Source organism: Pseudomonas sp. S2_E02 (genome assembly GCF_054668355.1).
On sequence record NZ_CP162761.1, the window covers coordinates 1,926,548 to 1,943,437 of the forward strand.

The 16,890-nt window shown below is 59.7% G+C and carries 18 protein-coding genes; 9 read left to right on the top strand and 9 right to left on the bottom strand.

Going from position 1 to position 16,890, the window contains the following annotated elements:
* Positions 1-143: 143 nt before the first annotated feature.
* Positions 144-1,163, top strand: a complete 1,020-nt coding sequence (locus AB4O01_RS08515) for a branched-chain amino acid aminotransferase (RefSeq protein ID WP_007915073.1) — start codon at positions 144-146, stop codon at positions 1,161-1,163.
* Between the two features lie 250 nt (positions 1,164-1,413).
* Here the strand turns inward: AB4O01_RS08515 and AB4O01_RS08520 are convergent, their stop codons facing one another.
* The 3 genes from AB4O01_RS08520 to AB4O01_RS08530 form a co-directional block, all read right to left on the bottom strand.
* The gene (locus tag AB4O01_RS08520) at positions 1,414-2,247 is read right to left on the bottom strand and encodes a TIGR03915 family putative DNA repair protein (protein ID WP_320337636.1); all 834 of its coding nucleotides are present in this window, start codon (positions 2,245-2,247) and stop codon (positions 1,414-1,416) included.
* Positions 2,244-3,464 carry a putative DNA modification/repair radical SAM protein gene (locus tag AB4O01_RS08525; RefSeq protein ID WP_460091343.1) on the bottom strand — a complete coding sequence of 407 codons (1,221 nt, stop codon included), beginning with the start codon at positions 3,462-3,464 and terminating at the stop codon, positions 2,244-2,246. Before AB4O01_RS08525 ends, AB4O01_RS08520 begins: the two co-directional genes overlap by 4 nt.
* A gap of 121 nt (positions 3,465-3,585) precedes the next feature.
* Complete coding sequence (locus AB4O01_RS08530) at positions 3,586-4,359, bottom strand: ArsR/SmtB family transcription factor (protein ID WP_460091344.1); 774 nt, start codon at positions 4,357-4,359, stop codon at positions 3,586-3,588.
* 79 nt (positions 4,360-4,438) lie between these two features.
* Here AB4O01_RS08530 and AB4O01_RS08535 point away from each other — a divergent pair, with 79 nt between their 5' ends.
* Positions 4,439-5,542: a cytochrome P450 gene (locus AB4O01_RS08535; protein ID WP_460091345.1), complete on the top strand. Its 1,104-nt coding sequence runs from the start codon at positions 4,439-4,441 to the stop codon at positions 5,540-5,542.
* Between the two features lie 130 nt (positions 5,543-5,672).
* Here AB4O01_RS08535 and AB4O01_RS08540 read toward each other — a convergent pair whose 3' ends face one another.
* Both AB4O01_RS08540 and AB4O01_RS08545 read right to left on the bottom strand, forming a co-directional pair.
* Entirely contained in the window at positions 5,673-6,992 is a 1,320-nt protein-coding gene (locus tag AB4O01_RS08540) for an Nramp family divalent metal transporter (protein WP_460091347.1), read from the bottom strand.
* A 72-nt stretch (positions 6,993-7,064) separates the two neighbouring features.
* On the bottom strand, positions 7,065-7,601 hold the full coding sequence (locus tag AB4O01_RS08545; RefSeq protein WP_099756586.1) for a chalcone isomerase family protein: 537 nt from the start codon (positions 7,599-7,601) through the stop codon (positions 7,065-7,067).
* Positions 7,602-7,748: 147 nt separating this feature from the next.
* Here AB4O01_RS08545 and AB4O01_RS08550 point away from each other — a divergent pair, with 147 nt between their 5' ends.
* Together AB4O01_RS08550 and AB4O01_RS08555 are read left to right on the top strand one after the other, a co-directional pair.
* Positions 7,749-8,522, top strand: coding sequence for a hypothetical protein (locus tag AB4O01_RS08550; RefSeq protein WP_460091348.1), 774 nt, complete (start codon positions 7,749-7,751; stop codon positions 8,520-8,522).
* Positions 8,523-8,606: 84 nt separating this feature from the next.
* The gene (locus AB4O01_RS08555) at positions 8,607-9,164 is read left to right on the top strand and encodes a DcrB/PsbP domain-containing protein (protein ID WP_257355467.1); all 558 of its coding nucleotides are present in this window, start codon (positions 8,607-8,609) and stop codon (positions 9,162-9,164) included.
* On the opposite strand, the gene AB4O01_RS08560 is transcribed toward AB4O01_RS08555, so the two are convergent.
* The 4 genes from AB4O01_RS08560 to AB4O01_RS08575 form a co-directional block, all read right to left on the bottom strand.
* Entirely contained in the window at positions 9,154-9,870 is a 717-nt protein-coding gene (locus AB4O01_RS08560) for an alpha/beta hydrolase (RefSeq protein WP_460091350.1), read from the bottom strand. The two genes, AB4O01_RS08555 and AB4O01_RS08560, sit on opposite strands and share 11 nt — an antisense overlap.
* Positions 9,871-10,050: 180 nt before the next feature.
* Positions 10,051-11,163, bottom strand: a complete 1,113-nt coding sequence (locus AB4O01_RS08565) for a M14 family metallopeptidase (RefSeq protein WP_460091352.1) — start codon at positions 11,161-11,163, stop codon at positions 10,051-10,053.
* A 210-nt stretch (positions 11,164-11,373) separates the two neighbouring features.
* Entirely contained in the window at positions 11,374-12,153 is a 780-nt protein-coding gene (locus AB4O01_RS08570; RefSeq protein WP_460091354.1) for an ABC transporter substrate-binding protein, read from the bottom strand.
* A 247-nt stretch (positions 12,154-12,400) separates the two neighbouring features.
* Complete coding sequence (locus AB4O01_RS08575) at positions 12,401-12,829, bottom strand: rhodanese-like domain-containing protein (RefSeq protein WP_460091355.1); 429 nt, start codon at positions 12,827-12,829, stop codon at positions 12,401-12,403.
* A gap of 101 nt (positions 12,830-12,930) precedes the next feature.
* Between AB4O01_RS08575 and ftrA the strand changes: the two genes are divergently transcribed.
* The 5 genes from ftrA (at position 12,931) to AB4O01_RS08600 (ending at position 16,873) form a co-directional block, all read left to right on the top strand.
* Positions 12,931-13,905, top strand: a complete 975-nt coding sequence (gene ftrA / locus AB4O01_RS08580; protein ID WP_460091356.1) for a transcriptional regulator FtrA — start codon at positions 12,931-12,933, stop codon at positions 13,903-13,905.
* 438 nt (positions 13,906-14,343) lie between these two features.
* Positions 14,344-14,724 (top strand): DUF6124 family protein, encoded by a 381-nt coding sequence (locus AB4O01_RS08585; RefSeq protein WP_116254971.1) that lies wholly within the window; start codon positions 14,344-14,346, stop codon positions 14,722-14,724.
* Between the two features lie 2 nt (positions 14,725-14,726).
* Positions 14,727-14,996, top strand: coding sequence for a hypothetical protein (locus AB4O01_RS08590; protein ID WP_007915053.1), 270 nt, complete (start codon positions 14,727-14,729; stop codon positions 14,994-14,996).
* Between the two features lie 306 nt (positions 14,997-15,302).
* Positions 15,303-16,541, top strand: coding sequence for an S-type pyocin domain-containing protein (locus AB4O01_RS08595; RefSeq protein ID WP_460091358.1), 1,239 nt, complete (start codon positions 15,303-15,305; stop codon positions 16,539-16,541).
* Positions 16,538-16,873, top strand: coding sequence for a hypothetical protein (locus tag AB4O01_RS08600; RefSeq protein WP_257355473.1), 336 nt, complete (start codon positions 16,538-16,540; stop codon positions 16,871-16,873). Before AB4O01_RS08595 ends, AB4O01_RS08600 begins: the two co-directional genes overlap by 4 nt.
* The last annotated feature ends 17 nt before the right edge of the window (positions 16,874-16,890 follow it).

Sequence of the window (16,890 nt, forward strand, 5' to 3'; positions counted from 1 at the left end):
TCCTGAGGGCAACACGATTTATCTGTGTGCCATCCGATAGTCCGGGCTGCGAAACCGCTCAAGAATGAAGTATTGTTGTGCCCATCCAAAAAACGTCAGAAGCCTTGAACCGTTTCGGCGGTTGTTCAGTGATAGAGGGTGTCATGGGTAACGAAAGCATCAATTGGGACAAGCTGGGTTTTGACTACATCAAGACCGACAAACGCTATCTGTCGTACTTTCGCGATGGCGAGTGGGACAAAGGCACCCTGACCGAAGATAACGTGCTGCACATCAGCGAAGGCTCGACGGCCCTTCACTATGGCCAGCAGTGCTTCGAAGGCATGAAGGCCTATCGTTGCAAGGACGGCTCGATCAACCTGTTCCGCCCGGACCAGAACGCCCTGCGCATGCAACGCAGCTGCGCGCGTCTGCTGATGCCGACGGTCGACACCGAGCAGTTCATCGAAGCCTGCAAAGCCGTGGTCCGCGCCAACGAGCGCTTCATTCCGCCCTACGGCACCGGCGGCGCGCTGTACCTGCGTCCGTTCGTGATCGGCGTCGGTGACAACATCGGCGTGCGCACTGCGCCCGAATTCATTTTCTCGATCTTCTGCATCCCGGTCGGCGCCTACTTCAAGGGCGGCCTGACCCCACACAACTTCCAGATCTCCAGCTACGACCGCGCCGCCCCCCAAGGCACCGGCGCAGCCAAGGTCGGCGGCAACTACGCGGCCAGCCTGATGCCGGGTTCGAAAGCGAAGAAAGCCAACTTCGCCGACGCGATCTATCTGGATCCGATGACCCACACCAAGATCGAAGAAGTCGGTTCGGCCAACTTCTTCGGGATCACCCACGACAACAAGTTCATCACCCCGAACTCGCCGTCGGTTCTGCCAGGCATCACCCGCCTGTCGTTGATCGAACTGGCCAAGACCCGTCTGGGCCTGGAAGTGGTTGAAGGTGATGTGCTGATCGACAAGCTGTCGGACTTCAAGGAAGCTGGCGCTTGCGGTACAGCTGCGGTGATCACCCCGATCGGCGGGATCAGCTACAACGACCATCTGCATGTGTTCCATAGCGAGACCGAAGTGGGTCCTGTGACCCAGAAGCTCTACAAAGAGCTGACTGGCGTGCAGACCGGCGACATCGAAGCGCCAGCGGGCTGGATCGTCAAGGTTTGATCTGACGGCGATTGATGTAGAAAAGCCCTCCACCGAGTGATTGGTGGGGGGCTTTTTTATGGCGTTTGGCGGGGATTGTTGTGTAGGGCTTGAGATCTTTTCCCCCTCACCCCAGCCCTCTCCCCCAAGGGGGCGAGGGGGAAAGGGGGCCGATCTATGTGGTATTCAAAATCTGAGTTCGACGCGGACTTTCAGGTCGATGGATCAAGTCCAAACACCTCTGTCAGTCCCCTCTCCCTTTGGGAGAGGGTTAGGGTGAGGGGCTTTTCAGCGTTATCCGTTTACCAAGCCGATCAGCAATCCCACTCGCCTGCCCATTCTGCTGCTTCCCCATCCGCGCCTGCGTAATCAACCCGGGAATCAACTCCCCCTCCGGCAGATTCTTCCAGAACCGCGCCGGCAAGTGCCCCTGCATAACCTTCTCGTTCAACCGCGCAGGATTAAAGATATGACTGTAATAAGTCAGCCACAGGTCACCATGAGGATCGTCGACGTTCTGCGCCAACTGCTGCCATTCCAGCGGGCATTGCCGTTGATGGATCAGTTGCTCGCCATCGTAATAGACCCCGTCACGCGGGGTGGCGATCAACCAGCGATGGCGGCCCATTCGCCCGATGAAATGCTCACTGGCGCTGTGCAGAATGTCGTGGGCCGGTTCGTGCCATGCCACGTATTGCGGGCCTGCGCTGGACGATGGCCGCTCGATGAAACGTACAAATGCGTGCAGGTGATGGGCCTCCCGATGCACTTGTTTGATCCGTCGCTGCAACTCGCTGCCGAGTTTGTCCCCGGCCATCATCGCGGTACGGTCGCCGTGGCTGACGCGCCACAGCACTTCATACAGCAAACTCCAGCGTTGATCACCGCGATAACGCGAGGCCTGTTCCAGAGTGTCGAGCAGCGCTCGCGGAATACGTGCCTGAAATGGCCCCTGCCCTTCAGGCACCGGCTCATCACTGGCAAACAGATCACCCACACCCTCCGAGGCCCAACTCACCAGACTCGGGTCGACTTCATGGCTCAGCAGCCAGCGCGCCTGCTGGCGCCAGGTGTCGAACAGGTCGTCGCAATCGAGATTGATCATCCCCACAACCCCATCTGTTGCGGCATCGGCCGGTCACGCAATTGCTGATAAAGCATATGGCTGGTGACCTCGGCCTGCTGCGGGTGATAGTCGCTGGTGATGATGAACGGCTTGGCCTTGGCCAGCACGCAGCGCATACGCGCGACGTCTTCGTAACGGATGCGCCGCTGGCGGCGCAGCTCGACCAGTCGTTCGGTGGTGCGCAAGCCGATACCGGGAATACGCGCAATCAGGGACGCTTCGGCACGGTTCAGATCGAGCGGAAACACTTCGCGGTTCTGCAACGCCCAGGCCAGTTTCGGGTCGATGTCCAGCGCAAGATTACCCGGCCCCTTGAGCAATTCATCAGCACTGTAGCCGTAGCTGCGCAGGAGAAAATCGGCCTGATACAAACGGTGTTCGCGCATCAGCGGCGGCGCGGCCAGCGGCACGCTTTTCGGGCTGTCGGGAATCGGGCTGAAGGCCGAATAGTAGACCCGGCGCAAACGGAAATTGCCGTACAAGGCCTGGGCGCTGTGGAGGATGGTGCTGTCATCGGTGTCGTCGGCGCCGACAATCAACTGTGTGCTCTGCCCGGCCGGGGCGAACTTGGCGGAGCGCGGTTCGTTCAACACGGTCTGCACGCCGGTGTAGATGGTGTTCATCGCCTGTTTGATCGAAGCGATGTCCTTCTCCGGTGCCAGCACTTGCAGGCTGGCATCGGTGGGCAGTTCGATATTGACGCTCAGGCGATCGGCGTAGCGGCCCGCCTCTTCAATCAATGCCGGATCGGCTTCGGGAATGGTCTTGAGATGGATGTACCCGCGAAACTCATGCTCTCCGCGCAGCAGCTTCGCCACCCGCACCAGTTGCTCCATGGTGTAGTCCGCCGAGCGAATGATGCCGGAACTGAGAAACAGCCCGCTGACGCAGTTACGCCGGTAGAAATCCATGGTCAGCGCCACGACTTCCTCGGGAGTGAAGCGTGCACGCGGGACATCGCTGGAGCGGCGGTTGACGCAGTACTGGCAATCGTAAAGGCAGAAGTTGGTCAGCAGAATCTTCAACAACGACACGCAGCGCCCGTCCGGCGTGTAGCTGTGGCAGATGCCCATGCCATCGGTCGAGCCCAGGCCGCTCTTGCCCTCGGAGCTGCGCTTGGGCGCGCCGCTGCTCGCGCAGGAGGCGTCGTACTTGGCGGCGTCGGCGAGGATGCTGAGCTTGTCGATGATTTGCATGGCGCGGGCTCTATACTGTTTTTATATACAGTATAGGGTCGGCAGCGGTGATACAAGGTGGCAGATGCGCCCCTCGTCGGTCAGAAGCTGAAAATCAAAAGATCGCAGCCTTCGGCAGCTCCTACAGGGATTCGGTACGGTCGGAATTTATCGGGTGGGCACGCTTTACGGCTGGCTGCGATCTTTTGATCTGCCCGTCTACCGGCCACTCAACGCCAAACCGCGCACCGATCTCCTTGCGCCCCAGCGCCGTCAACGCCAGCGCCCGACTGTCCAGATCCTGGGTCACCCACTTGCGCTTCAACGCGGTCTGCAACAGCGCCGCCCCCAGCGAACCACCGAGATGCGGCCGGCGCATGCTCCAGTCCAAGCACGGACAGGCAAACTTGCGGCGCAGGCTGGTCAAATCCTGTACTTCGATACCCAGCCCGAGAAACACCGCCTCCCCGCTTTCACTCAAGCGATACGCCTGCTCGTCGGTTGCCACCAGCCAACCAGCCTCGAGCAAGCGGTCGTGCAGCAACACCGCCAGCGTCCCGGCCATGTGGTCATAGCAGGTGCGCGCAAATTGCAGGCGATCCGGGGTGTGCGCCTTGAACGTAGGCGCGGCGTTCTGGCCAATCACCATCAACGCTTCCAGCGCCTGCGCCACGCGCTGATCGGCGAGGCTGTAATAGCGATGACGGCCCTGCACGTGCAGGCGCACCAGGGCCAGGTCCTTGAGTTTCGCCAGGTGCACGCTGGCGGTCGAGGCGCTGACTTCGGCGATCGTCGCCAATTCAGTGCTGGTGCGGGCGTGGCCGTCCATCAGCGAACAGAGGATTTTCGTTCGCGCCGGCTCGGCGATGGCGGCGGCCACTTGGGAAACGCCGATGTCTTGATGCTCTGCGTGCATAGTTCGCTCCCGGACGAATCATCGTCGTTGCGCAGTGGAGATAGTAGCAACACTTTCCCCGCCGACAAGGATGCAAACCATGAACCCGATTAGCGCCGCAACGCACGCCGATCCTTATCCCTACTACGCCGAACTGCGCGCAGCAGGTGGACTGACGTTTCATCCAGAGCTGAAACTGTGGGTCGCCAGCAGTGCCCGGGCGGTGTGTGCGGTGTTGGCCCACGCCGATTGCCGGGTGCGTCCGGCGCAGGAGCCAGTGCCCGCAGCGATTGCAAAAGGCATGGCCGGCAAAGTCTTCGGCCAACTGATGCGCATGAATGACGGTGAACGCCAGCGCTGCCCGCGCGCTGCCATTGAGCCTGAGTTGGCCTCGCTCGACCTTGAGGCCGTCGACAGACTGGTCGCCGCGCGGCTGATCACGGCGGACGCCGACGGGGTGTACAAGGCAATGCTTCGTGGCCCGGTGTGCGTGGTCGCGGCGCTGCTGGGGTTCACCCCGGCGCAAGCGCGGGCGATCAGTGAATTGACGGCGGATTTCGTTGCCTTCCTGTCGCCGTTGAGCAATGACCTGCAACTGGCCGCAGCAGAGGCGGCGGCTGAACAACTGCGCGGTGACTTCATCGAATTGCTCGCCGAGCCGGCCAGCCCGTTGCTCAGTGCAATCCAGCAGCGTTTCACTGGCGATGAGGAAACCTTGATCGCCAACCTGATCGGCCTCTGTTCACAGACGTTCGAAGCCTGCGCCGGCCTGATCGGCAATACGCTGCTGGCGCTACGTCGGCAGCCAGCGTTGCGCGGCGAATCCATCGAAGCACTGCTCAACGAAGTCCAGCGCTTCGACCCGCCCGTGCAGAACACCCGGCGCTTTGTCGCCGCGTCCTGTGAGATTGCTGGAGTACGTGTCGAAACGGGCGATGTGATTCTGGTGCTGCTGGCCTCGGCCAATCGAGATCCGGCGCTCAACGAACGGCCGGAGGAGTTTCTGCCGCAACGCGAGAACCGCCGCAGTTTCAGTTTTGGCAGTGGTCGGCACGAGTGTCCGGGGCAAGCGCTGGCGATGAGTATTGCCGGGGCGACGGTGAGGGAAATACTTGGGCGTGGCATCGATCTGAATCGCTTGAACTGGCACTACAAGCCTTCGCTCAACGGGCGCATTCCAGTGTTCAGCGATGTGGGCGCCTGACAGTCCGTCTTCGCGAGCAAGCTCGCTCTCACATGAGTTATCGGGTGATCGCAATAGTGTGCACACCCGATAACCCTGTGGGAGCGAGCTTGCTCGCGAAGAGGCCAGCCCAGTCACTGCAAATGCTGGCTCAAACCGCCCACTGCAAAATCAGCCAGCTGTTAGCGCCGCTGATCACCACAAACAACCCCCAGGCCAACACCCGAGTTGGCCAGCGGTTCACAAACGGCCCCATCAGTTGTTTGTCGTTAGTCATTCGAATGAGTGGATACAAGGCAAACGGCAACTGCAGACTCAACACCACCTGACTCAACACCAGCAATTTGCCGATCGCGTTATCGCCCATCAGCCACACGCCGACGAATGCCGGAATCAACGCCAGTCCGCGAGTAATCAAGCGCCGCTGCCAGCACGGGATCCGCAGGTTCAGATAACCCTCCATGATCACCTGGCCGGCGATGGTGCCGGTGAAGGTCGAACTCTGCCCCGATGCCAGCAACGCGACGCCGAACAACACGCTGGCCAGCGCCCCACCGACCAGCGGATCGAGCAAGTGGTAGGCGTCCTGAATGTCCACCACGTCGGTGTGCCCGGACTGGTGGAACGCTGCCGCCGCGAGAATCAGAATCGCCGCGTTGACCAGTAACGCCAGGGCCAGCGAACCGATGGTGTCGATGCGCGCCAGTTTCACCGCGTCCTGCTTGCTGGCGAGGTCCTTGCCGATCATCCGCGTCTGCACGATCGAGGTGTGCAGGTAGAGGTTATGCGGCATCACCGTCGCGCCGAGAATACCGATGGCCAGGTACAACGGCGCCGCCTCGCTGATCGCCGCCAGCGACGGTTTGAAACCTTGGGCGACGTCCGGCCAGTAGGGTTTGATCAGCAGCAGTTCAACGAAGAAACACACGCCGATGGTTGCGACCAGCACCAACATGATCGCTTCCAGTCTGCGGAAACCGCGATTCTGCAGGGCCAGCACCAGCAAAGTATCGAACGCCGTCAGGGCAATGCCGAAGGTCAGCGAACAGCCAAGCAGCAAGTGGAACGCCAGCGCACAACCCAGCACTTCAGCCAGATCGGTGGCGATGATCGAGATTTCCGCCAACACCCACTGCAGGCGCGCGGTCGGCGTGCTGTAGCGCTCGCGAGACAGTTGCGCCAGATCGCGCCCGGTGGCAATGCCCAACCGCGAGCACAGGCACTGCACGACCATGCCGGCCAGACTCGCCAGCAACACCACAAACAACAGGCTGTAACCGAAGCGTGAACCGGCCTCGATGGCGGTGGCCCAGTTGCCCGGGTCCATGTAGCCAATCGACACCAGCAAGCCGGGGCCGGCGAAACGCAGCACGCGTTTAAAGAACGAGGCGCTGGGATCAACCGCAACACTGCCAGCCACTTCCGGCGGACAAAACGGCGCGGTGGCGATTTTGGGCAAACTGAATTTCACGCACACATCCAGAAACAAGTCGGAAAGACGCAGCTTAGAGGTTTCCGCCGGAGCCTTGAAGCGCAAAAAAATCTATCGACTCACCCCCAACAACTGTTCGCGCAGCTCCGGACTGCGCGTGCGCGGATCCAGCCAGATATCAAAAAATGCGCGGGCAAACAGCGGATCATCGATCTCATGCTGCAACTGCTGACCGACAAAAAACCGCGCACCCTGCCCCGGCAGATACACCCCGGTAATTCGCGTGCCGGCCTGCACATCGACGAACGATTGCTGCATCTGTACCTGCCACCCGGCCAATTGCGCCGGGCTGACGCGGGCACCGGCCAGCCGTTTGATTTCGTCGACGCTGGCCTTGACCAGATCATCGCGGGAGATGTTGCGGCGGTAGATCAACTCCAGCGCAAATGGCTGACCGTCGACCAAGGGCCGCGCGGCACTCCACAATCGCGCGTTGTAGACATCGAAACCGAACACGCTGTAATCGCCGGTGCCAATGATCTGCGCGCCGGGCACGGCGTCCTGCCAATTGGCCCAGGTCGGCGTCAGCAACAACGCCCACAAGCCGATGCCGCAGCATCCTCGCACCAGCTTCGGTGTTCTTCTCATCGCGGCATCGACTCCGGTAAACCCTGATACACACAGCATAGCCGGGTATCGCCCCCGCTACTTTGTATACAAAAACTGCACACATAGGCAGCAATCGCCGATCGACAATGCTACCGTGGCCTACCCTCAACGGACGGAGACACCTGTGTGCTGATCCTCAAACTGCTGCTGATTCCCGGTTTTCTGCTGCTGATATCCCTGGCGGGCAAACGCTGGGGGCCAAGCGTGGCCGGGTGGCTGTCGGGATTACCGGTGGTGGTCGGGCCGATTCTGTTTTTCCTCGCCATCGAGCAGGGTCCGGCGTTTGCCGCGCAGTCGGCGGTGGCGGCGTTATCGGCGATGTTCGCGATGATTGCGTTCTGCATCACCTATGCGCAGGTCGCGCAACGGGCGAACTGGCCAGTGGCACTGACGGCGTCGCTATCGGTGTGGGCCGTCATCGCGGGGGTGTTGTCACTGATCCCGGCGTCGCTGCCGTTTTCGGTGGCAGCGGCGGCGGTTGCGTTGTTGGCATCGCCGTATCTGTTTCCTGCGGTACAACCGGTGCTCAACGGTCCGGCGCCGAAGTCGGACAAACTGATCTGGCGAATGATCGCCGGTGCCGCGTTGACCCTGCTGGTGACGATGCTGGCCAGCACCGTCGGCGAGCGCTGGAGCGGTTTGCTCGCGGTGTTCCCGGTGCTCGGCAGTGTAATGGCGGTGTTCTCGCAACAGACACGCGGCCCGGCATTTACCGCCGCATTGTTAAGGGCGACGGCCACCGGCATGTATTCGTTTTCGGCGTTTTGTCTGGTCTCGGCACTGACCTTGCCGAGCATGGGACTGAGTGGATTCGCCGTCGGTGTCGCTTTGTCGGTGGCGATGCTCGGCGTGACCAAACGCCTGTTGGCCCGTCCACTGGCGAAAGCGCAGGCGCAGTAACCGGTCAGACGATTCGCGCTGGAACGCCCGCCCCCCTCCGTGGGATGATCGCCCGCCTCGCGCGACCATCCACCGGAGATTCACATGTCATTGTTGAGCAAAAAAGCCGTCGTCCTGCTGGTGGCGGCCCTCGCCGGTTTCGGCGCCCTCCACGCGCAAGCGGCCAAGAAAAATGCCGGCACCGAAAAAGTCTCGATGCTCGAGGGCAAGTTCACCTTTGTGTTGCCTAAAGGTTTCGTCGCCGACCCGCTGCCGACCAGCCCGAGCGGAACCAAAGGCACGATGTACACCAATGAAGCGACGAAGACCGTGGTCATTACCGCTGAAAACCAGATTCCCGAAGGCCAGCACATCAAGGATAACGACGGGCAGTTCCTCGACAGCACCGTCTCGAGTTTCATCGACGACCAGCGCAAGGCCCTGCCGGACTTCAACAAACTCAGCGAAAAAAGTCTGACCCAGAAAGGCACCGGCCTTGGCCTGCGCCAGGTCGACAGCACCGCGACCCAGGGCGGTGGCCAGACCCTCAACACCACGCTGATGGCCGGCTCCGGGACGAAAATGGCGCTGGTGCAGGTGATCTCCCGTGCCAGCGACAAGAAAGGTCACGATGCTTTGGTGAAAACCATCCTCAAGGATTGAGCTGCTGCAGCCAGCCATTCAAGTCGCGCAGCTCGGCCGCACTGATACTGTGGCCGACGCCGGGATAGGCATGAAACTGCGGTTTGTAGCCCAGTTTCTGTAGCTGCGCATTGGCCTCGGTGCCGTCGTGGTAGGGCACGCGATCATCGGCGGTGCCGTGGCCGATGAAGATGCTCAGTGGCAACGGCTGCTGTTCGGCCTTGAGTTCAGCTTTCAACACCGGCAACAAACGCCCGCTCAACGCCGCGATTCCGCCGACGGCGACTGGCGGCCGCAGCCCCACCTCGTAGGTCATCATCGCGCCCTGGCTGAAGCCGATCAGGTACACCTTGCTCGGGGTGGTGTGATATTTCTGCGCCGCTTGCGCGACAAAGTCGCGCAGCTTCTGGCCACTGACCTTCAGATCATCGGTCTCTCCGTTGTAGGCACCTTCGCCTTTCTTGCGAAACCACTGGAAACGTCCTTCGCCCAACGACAACGGCGCCTGCACCGACAGGTAGTTGTATTGCGCCGGGAGCTGGAATTTCATGCCGATCAGATCGGCTTCGTTACTGCCGTAGCCGTGCAGGAAAATCACCAACGGACGCGCCTCGGCGTCGGCGTGCACCTGCTCGATGTACTTGAGCGGCAGATCGGATTGCAGCGTGGTCTGCGCCTGCACGGCGCTGGACGCCAGCAGGGTCAAGAGAGCAAAGACCTTCAACATAGAGCCTTCCTTTCACAGAGTGTCGGGTTCGGGGGGAGCCTAACATCCTGCGGCGAGGATCAACATGTTGGGTGCTGCTGATGGCCCCTTCGCGAGCAAGCTCGCTCCCACATTGGAAATACATTCCCCTGTAGGAGTGAGCCTGCTCGCGATGAGGCCATTAGCCCCAACGAAGATCCTTCAGTCGTTAGTCAGTTTCCCGGTACGAAACGCCACCCGCCCCGCCACTTTCGCCTGCCAGATCCCCGGCTCGGTATAACGCCCACGATCCAGCGCAAACAGCACCCCGCTGGTGCCGGCGCGCACGGTGGTCACGCGATCCTGCAACGGATCGACCACCTCGAACAACGCATCGCCCTGCTCCACCCACTCGCCAGCATTGCGCAGAAAACTCACCACGCCATGGTGCGGTGCGAATAGGTATTCGGTGCCCTCGAACGGCAGACCTTCGCAGCACTCACTTGGCGCTGCCGGCCACTCGCCGCTGATGAAACCTTGCTCGGCGAGGAATCCGAGGATCGCCTCACAATTGGCCTGCGCCTGATCGACCCGGGTGTCGCCCATGCTGCCCAGTTCCAGCGTGGTCGCCAGATTCGCCGCCGGAATTGCAGCATTGGGAAATGCCCGCGCCAGACGCAACCATGGCGTCGAGCAGGATTCATCGAACGAGCTGCCACCGGAATCTTCACACAGCAGCGCCACGCCGGCCTTCAAGCGCGCCGCCAGCGATTGCCACTGTGGCCAGTGCTGCGGCAGCGCGTACAAGTGAATCGCCGCGTCGAAATCACAATGCAAATCGAGGGTGATGTCGGCATCGCAGGCATGGCGCAGCAACAGGCGATGCAAGGCTTCCAGTTGCGAGGCCGGCGCCGGCAGTTCATCGAATACCTGGCCCATGGTTTGGCGGATCAGTGCAACGTTGGCCTCGGCATCCGCGCCCAGACGCTCACCGATCAACGCCCCGACCGGCGCGCTGAGTTCGACGAAGGCGCGGTTGAAATTCTTGCCGCTGCCCAGTTCGAAGCGGCCCATGTGCGCGCCTTGCACGTGTTGATCGAGGCCGATCGGGTTGGCCACCGGCACCAGCTCGATCACGCCCTGCAAACGGCCTTGCTGCTCGAGTTGGTTGAGGCGTTGCTTGAGTTCCCACGCGGTGCGCATGCCCGGCAGTTCATCGGCGTGCAGGCTGGCCTGGATGTACACCTTGCGTGGGCCGGCGCCATAGCGGAACACACTGAGCGAGCGTTCGCTGCCCAAGTGGCTCCAGGGCAGAACATGGTCGATGCGTTGCATGGGAAGACTCCTGCAGTCTGGTAGATCTGGATCAATGAGATCCCTGTGGGAGCGAGCTTGCTCGCGAATGCAATTTGACAGTCAATAAAGATGTTGAATGTTAAACCGTATTCGCGAGCAAGCTCGCTCCCACAGGGATCTCCATCTGTAGAAAGAAAGCATAAAAAAAGTGGCCACCGCGCAAACGGGGCCACTTTTTTCTACGGCGTATTAATGACCGTACACGTCAAAGTCGAAGTACTTGTCCTGCACTTTCTTGTACTCGCCATTGGCGCGGATTTCGGTGATGGCTTTGTTGAATTGCTCGGCCAGCGCGGTATCGCCCTTGCGCACCGCAATGCCGGCGCCGCCACCGAAGTACTTGGCGTCTTCGTAGGTTGGGCCAACAAATTCGAAGCCTTTGCCGGCGTCGGTTTTCAGGAAACCGTCGCTCAGGTTGACCGAGTCAGCCAGCATCGCCTCGATACGCCCGGAAACCATGTCGAGGTTGGCTTCCTGCTGCGAGCCGTAACGCACCAGGTCGATCCCGGCCGGCACCAGCACTTCGGTGGCGTAACGGTCGTGGGTACTGGCACGCAGCACGCCGACTTTCTTGCCCTTGAGCTCGGTCAGCGGGTCTTTGACACCGGAGCCTTCCTTCATCACGAAGCGCGCCGGGGTGTGGTAGTACTTGATGGTGAAATCGACGTTCTTCTTGCGGTCATCGGTGATGGTCATCGACGACAGAATCGCGTCGATCTTCTTCACTTTCAGCGCCGGGATCAGGCCATCGAATTCCTGCTCGACCCAGGTGCATTTGACTTTCATCTGCGCGCACAACGCATCGCCGATATCGACGTCGAAACCGGCGAGTTTGCCGTCAGGGGTTTTCATCGAGAATGGCGGGTAACCGGCTTCGATACCGATGCGGATCGGCTTGGCGTCTTCGGCCACGGCGGTCAGGGACAACATCGACAGTGCCAGGGCACCGAACATCACTAGCTTCTTCATTTATAACTCCTGTGTGCGGAGGCTTTTATTGGCAGCTTTCGATTCAGCGTTCGGTCATGGCCAATTGGCTACAAACACCGAAGTGGCCGGCAGTCTATGGCGGCGCGCACAGGGTAAATTGTGTTTAAGCGACAAATACTTATGAAAGATCGGCGCACCGCTTGACCGGGGTCAACGGGTGCGCCGTCGTGGTGCAAAGGCTGTAGGACAAGGGCTTTTTTTGCTCAGGATTTCTCTTAAAACAACGTCAGCATTCGCAGCCGATGGCGGTTTCGCCGACTGGCTCAACGCTGAGTTGAAAGCCTTCATCCAGCCATCCGGTAACCCCGCCGATCATCTCCTTGACCGGATACCCCAGCGCTGCCAGTTTCACCGCCGCCTTGTTCGCGCCGTTGCAGTGCGGGCCGGCGCAATAGACCACGAACAGCGTGGTTTTCGGGTAGATCGCCAGCTCCGCCGCCGTCAGTAACCGGTTCGGGATATTGATCGCGCCCGGCACATGCCCGCGCTCATAGGCCAGCGGCCCGCGTACATCGACCAGGACAAAATCAATCTCGCCGGCCTCTTGGCTACTGAATACGTCGGAACAATCGGTTTCGAAAGTCAGACGATTGCTGAAGTGCATCAGGGCGATCGCCGACGGCGCCGCAGGAATGTCGCGAACCAGGCTGACCATGGGTGTTGCTCCTTTATCTGAACGGGTGTGAACAGACTTTATCGAGCGGCCGCTTGCGGCTACAGTGGCGTACAAGACACTCACCGGGAATTTTCCGCCAAATGCCGACATCACCAGGTCTGGTTGCGATTCTGGCCTACGACGGCCTCTGCACATTCGAGTTTGGCATCGCCGTGGAGGTCTTCGGCCTGACCCGGCCGGAGTTCGATTTCCCGTGGTACACCCACGCCATTGCGGCGGTCGATCAAGGCCCGATGCGCGCCTTGGGCGGTATTCAGGTGCTGGCCGATGGCGGTCTGGAATTGTTGGCCGAGGCGCGCACCATCATCATTCCCGGCTGGCGCGACCGTAACGCGGCGGTGCCTCCAGCATTGATCGACGCGCTGTGCCAGGCCCATGCCCGGGGTGCGCGATTACTGTCGATCTGCTCCGGTGTATTTGTGCTGGCCGCCACCGGCCTGCTTGACGGGCATGGCGCGACGACGCATTGGCGTTACACGGCGGAACTGGCGCAGCGCTTCCCGGCGATTGCTGTCGATGCCAATGTGCTTTACGTCGACTCCGGGCAGTTGATCACCTCGGCGGGCAGCGCGGCCGGGATCGATGCCTGCCTGCATCTGGTGGCGCGGGACTTCGGCACGCAAGTCGCCAACTCGGTGGCGCGGCGCCTGGTGATGTCGCCGCAGCGTACTGGCGGTCAGGCGCAGTTTATTCCAACCCCGGTCAGCCCGACGCCGCGCAATGATCTGTCGCGGGTGATGCAGTGGGCGCGTGAGCGTTTGCATGAACCGCTGGAGGTACGTGATCTGGCCAGTGAAGCGGCGATGAGTGAGCGTACGTTTCTGCGGCGATTTACCGAGGCCAGTGGGCAGTCGCCCAAGGCTTGGTTGCAGCATGAACGGTTAGCGCGGGCACGGGAGTTGTTGGAGAGTACGCCAGACAATACCGAGCAGATTGCCGAGCGTTGTGGCTATCGGTCGGTGGAGAGTTTTCGTGTGGCGTTTCGTGGTGTGGTGGGTGTGCCGCCGTCGGTGTATCGGGAGCGGTTTGGGCGGGGCGTGAGGGCTGAATCCTGAGGTGATTTTGCAGGCGCCTTCGCGAGCAGGCTCGCTCCCACAGTTTGGAATGCGTTCCCCTGTGGGAGCGAGCTTGCTCGCGAAGGCGCCCAGTCAAACGCAGCATCATTTAGACATCAGCCACAAGGCTACAGCGCCTTGCGCCTTTGCCTACAACTACGCCAGAATCCGCCGGCTTGTGCGGCTTGGAGGTCACCGGTAACTTGGTTCGCGTCACTGAATGTTCAGTGATCGGGTTTAGTCGCTCGGTGGTTTTTTGGCAGCATACAGTCCGTTCAGTCAGGCATTCTCGCGCCTGAGCTTAATGGTAGCTGTGCGCAGGGCGCCTTCGGGTGCGCCGGGACTGCTTAGAACCACCGGTCGACTAACCTGCGCATAGCTGCCACCCATTTGTTTAGTCGCAATGAACGTGTCGGCCTCATTAAAAGGTTCTAAGAAATGTTCAAAATAACGCCGAATCCGCCCGAAACAGACGCGGAAATCGATCAAAATCCAACGTCCCCCTATTCCACCCCGGGCTCCAGAAAACTCCACGAAGCCGCCGAACGCGCCCTCGACCACTACCTGAAACCCACACCGCCTTCACCACCGCGCAGACCCAGCACCATGTTCCTCGTCGACCCCAACACCGGCGCCGAAGACCTCATGGCCCACGCCTGCGAATCCATGGCCTCGGCCAGCATCATGCTCAGCGACTTCGCCGCCCTGCTCGACTCGCCCTACCGCAACACCGTGCTCGGCATCCAGCAAGTGGTCATGCTCGGCGAACTCGCGGTCAACCGCGCCCTCGACAAAATCGAACCCGCCCTGAGGCAATAAACATGTCCAACAAAACCGATGCACAAGTCGTCGCGGCACTGGTGGCGATGGGTTTCAACGAGCGGGACGGACGCTGGGCGCAGAACGCCTGCCTGGTGCTCTTCGAAAGCGAACGCGAAACCATCGTCGCCTCCGCCGTCACCGTGCTTCCCCAACTCGATGAACTGGAAATCGACGCCGTGCTACCCGCACTGCGCCGCGTGACCCGCCGGTTCCCCTCACTGCAAAAAACCGTGGCCGACACACTGGCCGAGATGGCACACGCAGCCTGATTGACCGCGTAATCGTTCTTCGCGAGCAGGCTCGCTCCTACACTAGATCTGCGGTGCACTCAAATCCCATGAGCATCCGCGATCAATTGTAGGAGTGAGCCTGCTCGCGATGGCTTTCTTTCTGCTAACAAATATCTGAAAACCAGACCATAGGAAGGCCCGAGCGAGTTGGGGTACCTGCCGATGTACCCATCCTGATTTTTTACACTTGTAACAACTGTCGCAATTTCAGACCCGTCCTACATCCATCAAACGCCCATTCATTTAGCGTCCGCATCGTTTTCTGACGAAAGAACAAGGACGCTCATGGCGCGAAAGACAGACAGACCTCGGGTTCAAAATCCACCGGCCGGTGACGGACACCACATCACTAGCCGCTACATGACCGACAGCGAGTTGGCAGAGCGGGAAGCTAGACAAACCGCCTATGACGACATGCTTGCCAGACAGCAAGCCTACGAAAATAGCCTAATCAAACAGCCACAACAGCCCATGCCCGATGCAAAAGGTTGCGTGTTCGCTAAAAGCTGCCAACTTCCGGATGGTGTAATCAACCATGTCAGTAGTACCGGATTTATTCCGGTCGAGAAGTTGGCTGATTTTGGAGAGTTGTCTTTGTTGGGCGGCCGCGAACGAGACACTGCTGGCAACATCCCGCTGAAAAAAGTAGGAGGCCGTAATTTTCCCGCTGCGGCAGGAACGCTTTTATTAGCTACGACTACCACTGCAAGCCCAGGCGCAAGTGCAGTGAGTGGTGCAAGTGCAGTGACGGGAGGTGTTGTCGCTGGTGCATTGCTCGGCATGGTTGCTCTGCTTTGGCCTTCGAGTTTGGGCGACAGCTCGCTATACACAGAAGAACAACTTAAATCGCTTGAGAAAGGTCGCACTCGTGTCCGATTGCGTTTAAAACAACAAGCCGACGGCACCTTGAAAGGATATGGGTACAACACCCAGACGCGCAGCGATTGGGAGATGATTCCTGTCGTACGGTTCGTGAAGCAAGGCACCCAGCAAGTCGCAGATTTCGGTAATGGGGCAACACTGATTTGGACTCCCGCCGTAGACACAAGCAGTACATCGGAAATTCCACCGCTGGAAGGCGCACCGCAAATTCCCCAGATCTGGATTTATCCGCCGACTGAGCAAGCGGACAAGCTCATCGTTAATCCGGTTTACCCGCCTGAGTACCGAGATTTCATCCTTGTTTTTCCTCCAAACTCGGGAATTAAACCCCTTTATATTGTTTTGGCGCTTGAGTTCGATGCAGCCAGTTACCACGGAAAAACAGATACACCCATAAAAAGTAAAGGACCAACCAATGGTCAGGAAGCGCTAGAAAACTCGGTTCAGGTCAAACCTACATCACCACGTAGAATCGGAATTGATCCAGAAACAAATGAGCTAGTCGTCTTCGATCGCACGGGTGGAGATGTCTATCACGGCCACGTAAGGCCATGGGATAAACTTCACCAAGATAGGAAAAATGCGCTGATCAAGGCTAAAAAAGTAGACAACAAAGGCAGAATCCTGGGAGATGCAAAGTGAGCCTCATCTATCAAGATCCATCTATTAGCCATGACGAGGCCATTCGCCTACTTTCCAGCGACACGGATGCAAACGTAATCACCGCACTCGTATCCATTGGCCTGAATGAAACCGATAGAAAATGGGCTCAGGACATCTGCCTGAAACAGCTCGCCAGCAAAACCGAAGCAATTGTGGCCGCTGCGGCTACTGCACTCGGGCACATCGCTCGCCGACATGGCGAACTGGATACTGAAACAGTTTTTGCGGCACTCGAATCAGCCAAGCAAACGCACCCTTCACTGCAAGGAATCATCGAAGACACGCTTGACGATATAGACGTATTCACCTGATCCACCCTGACGGCATT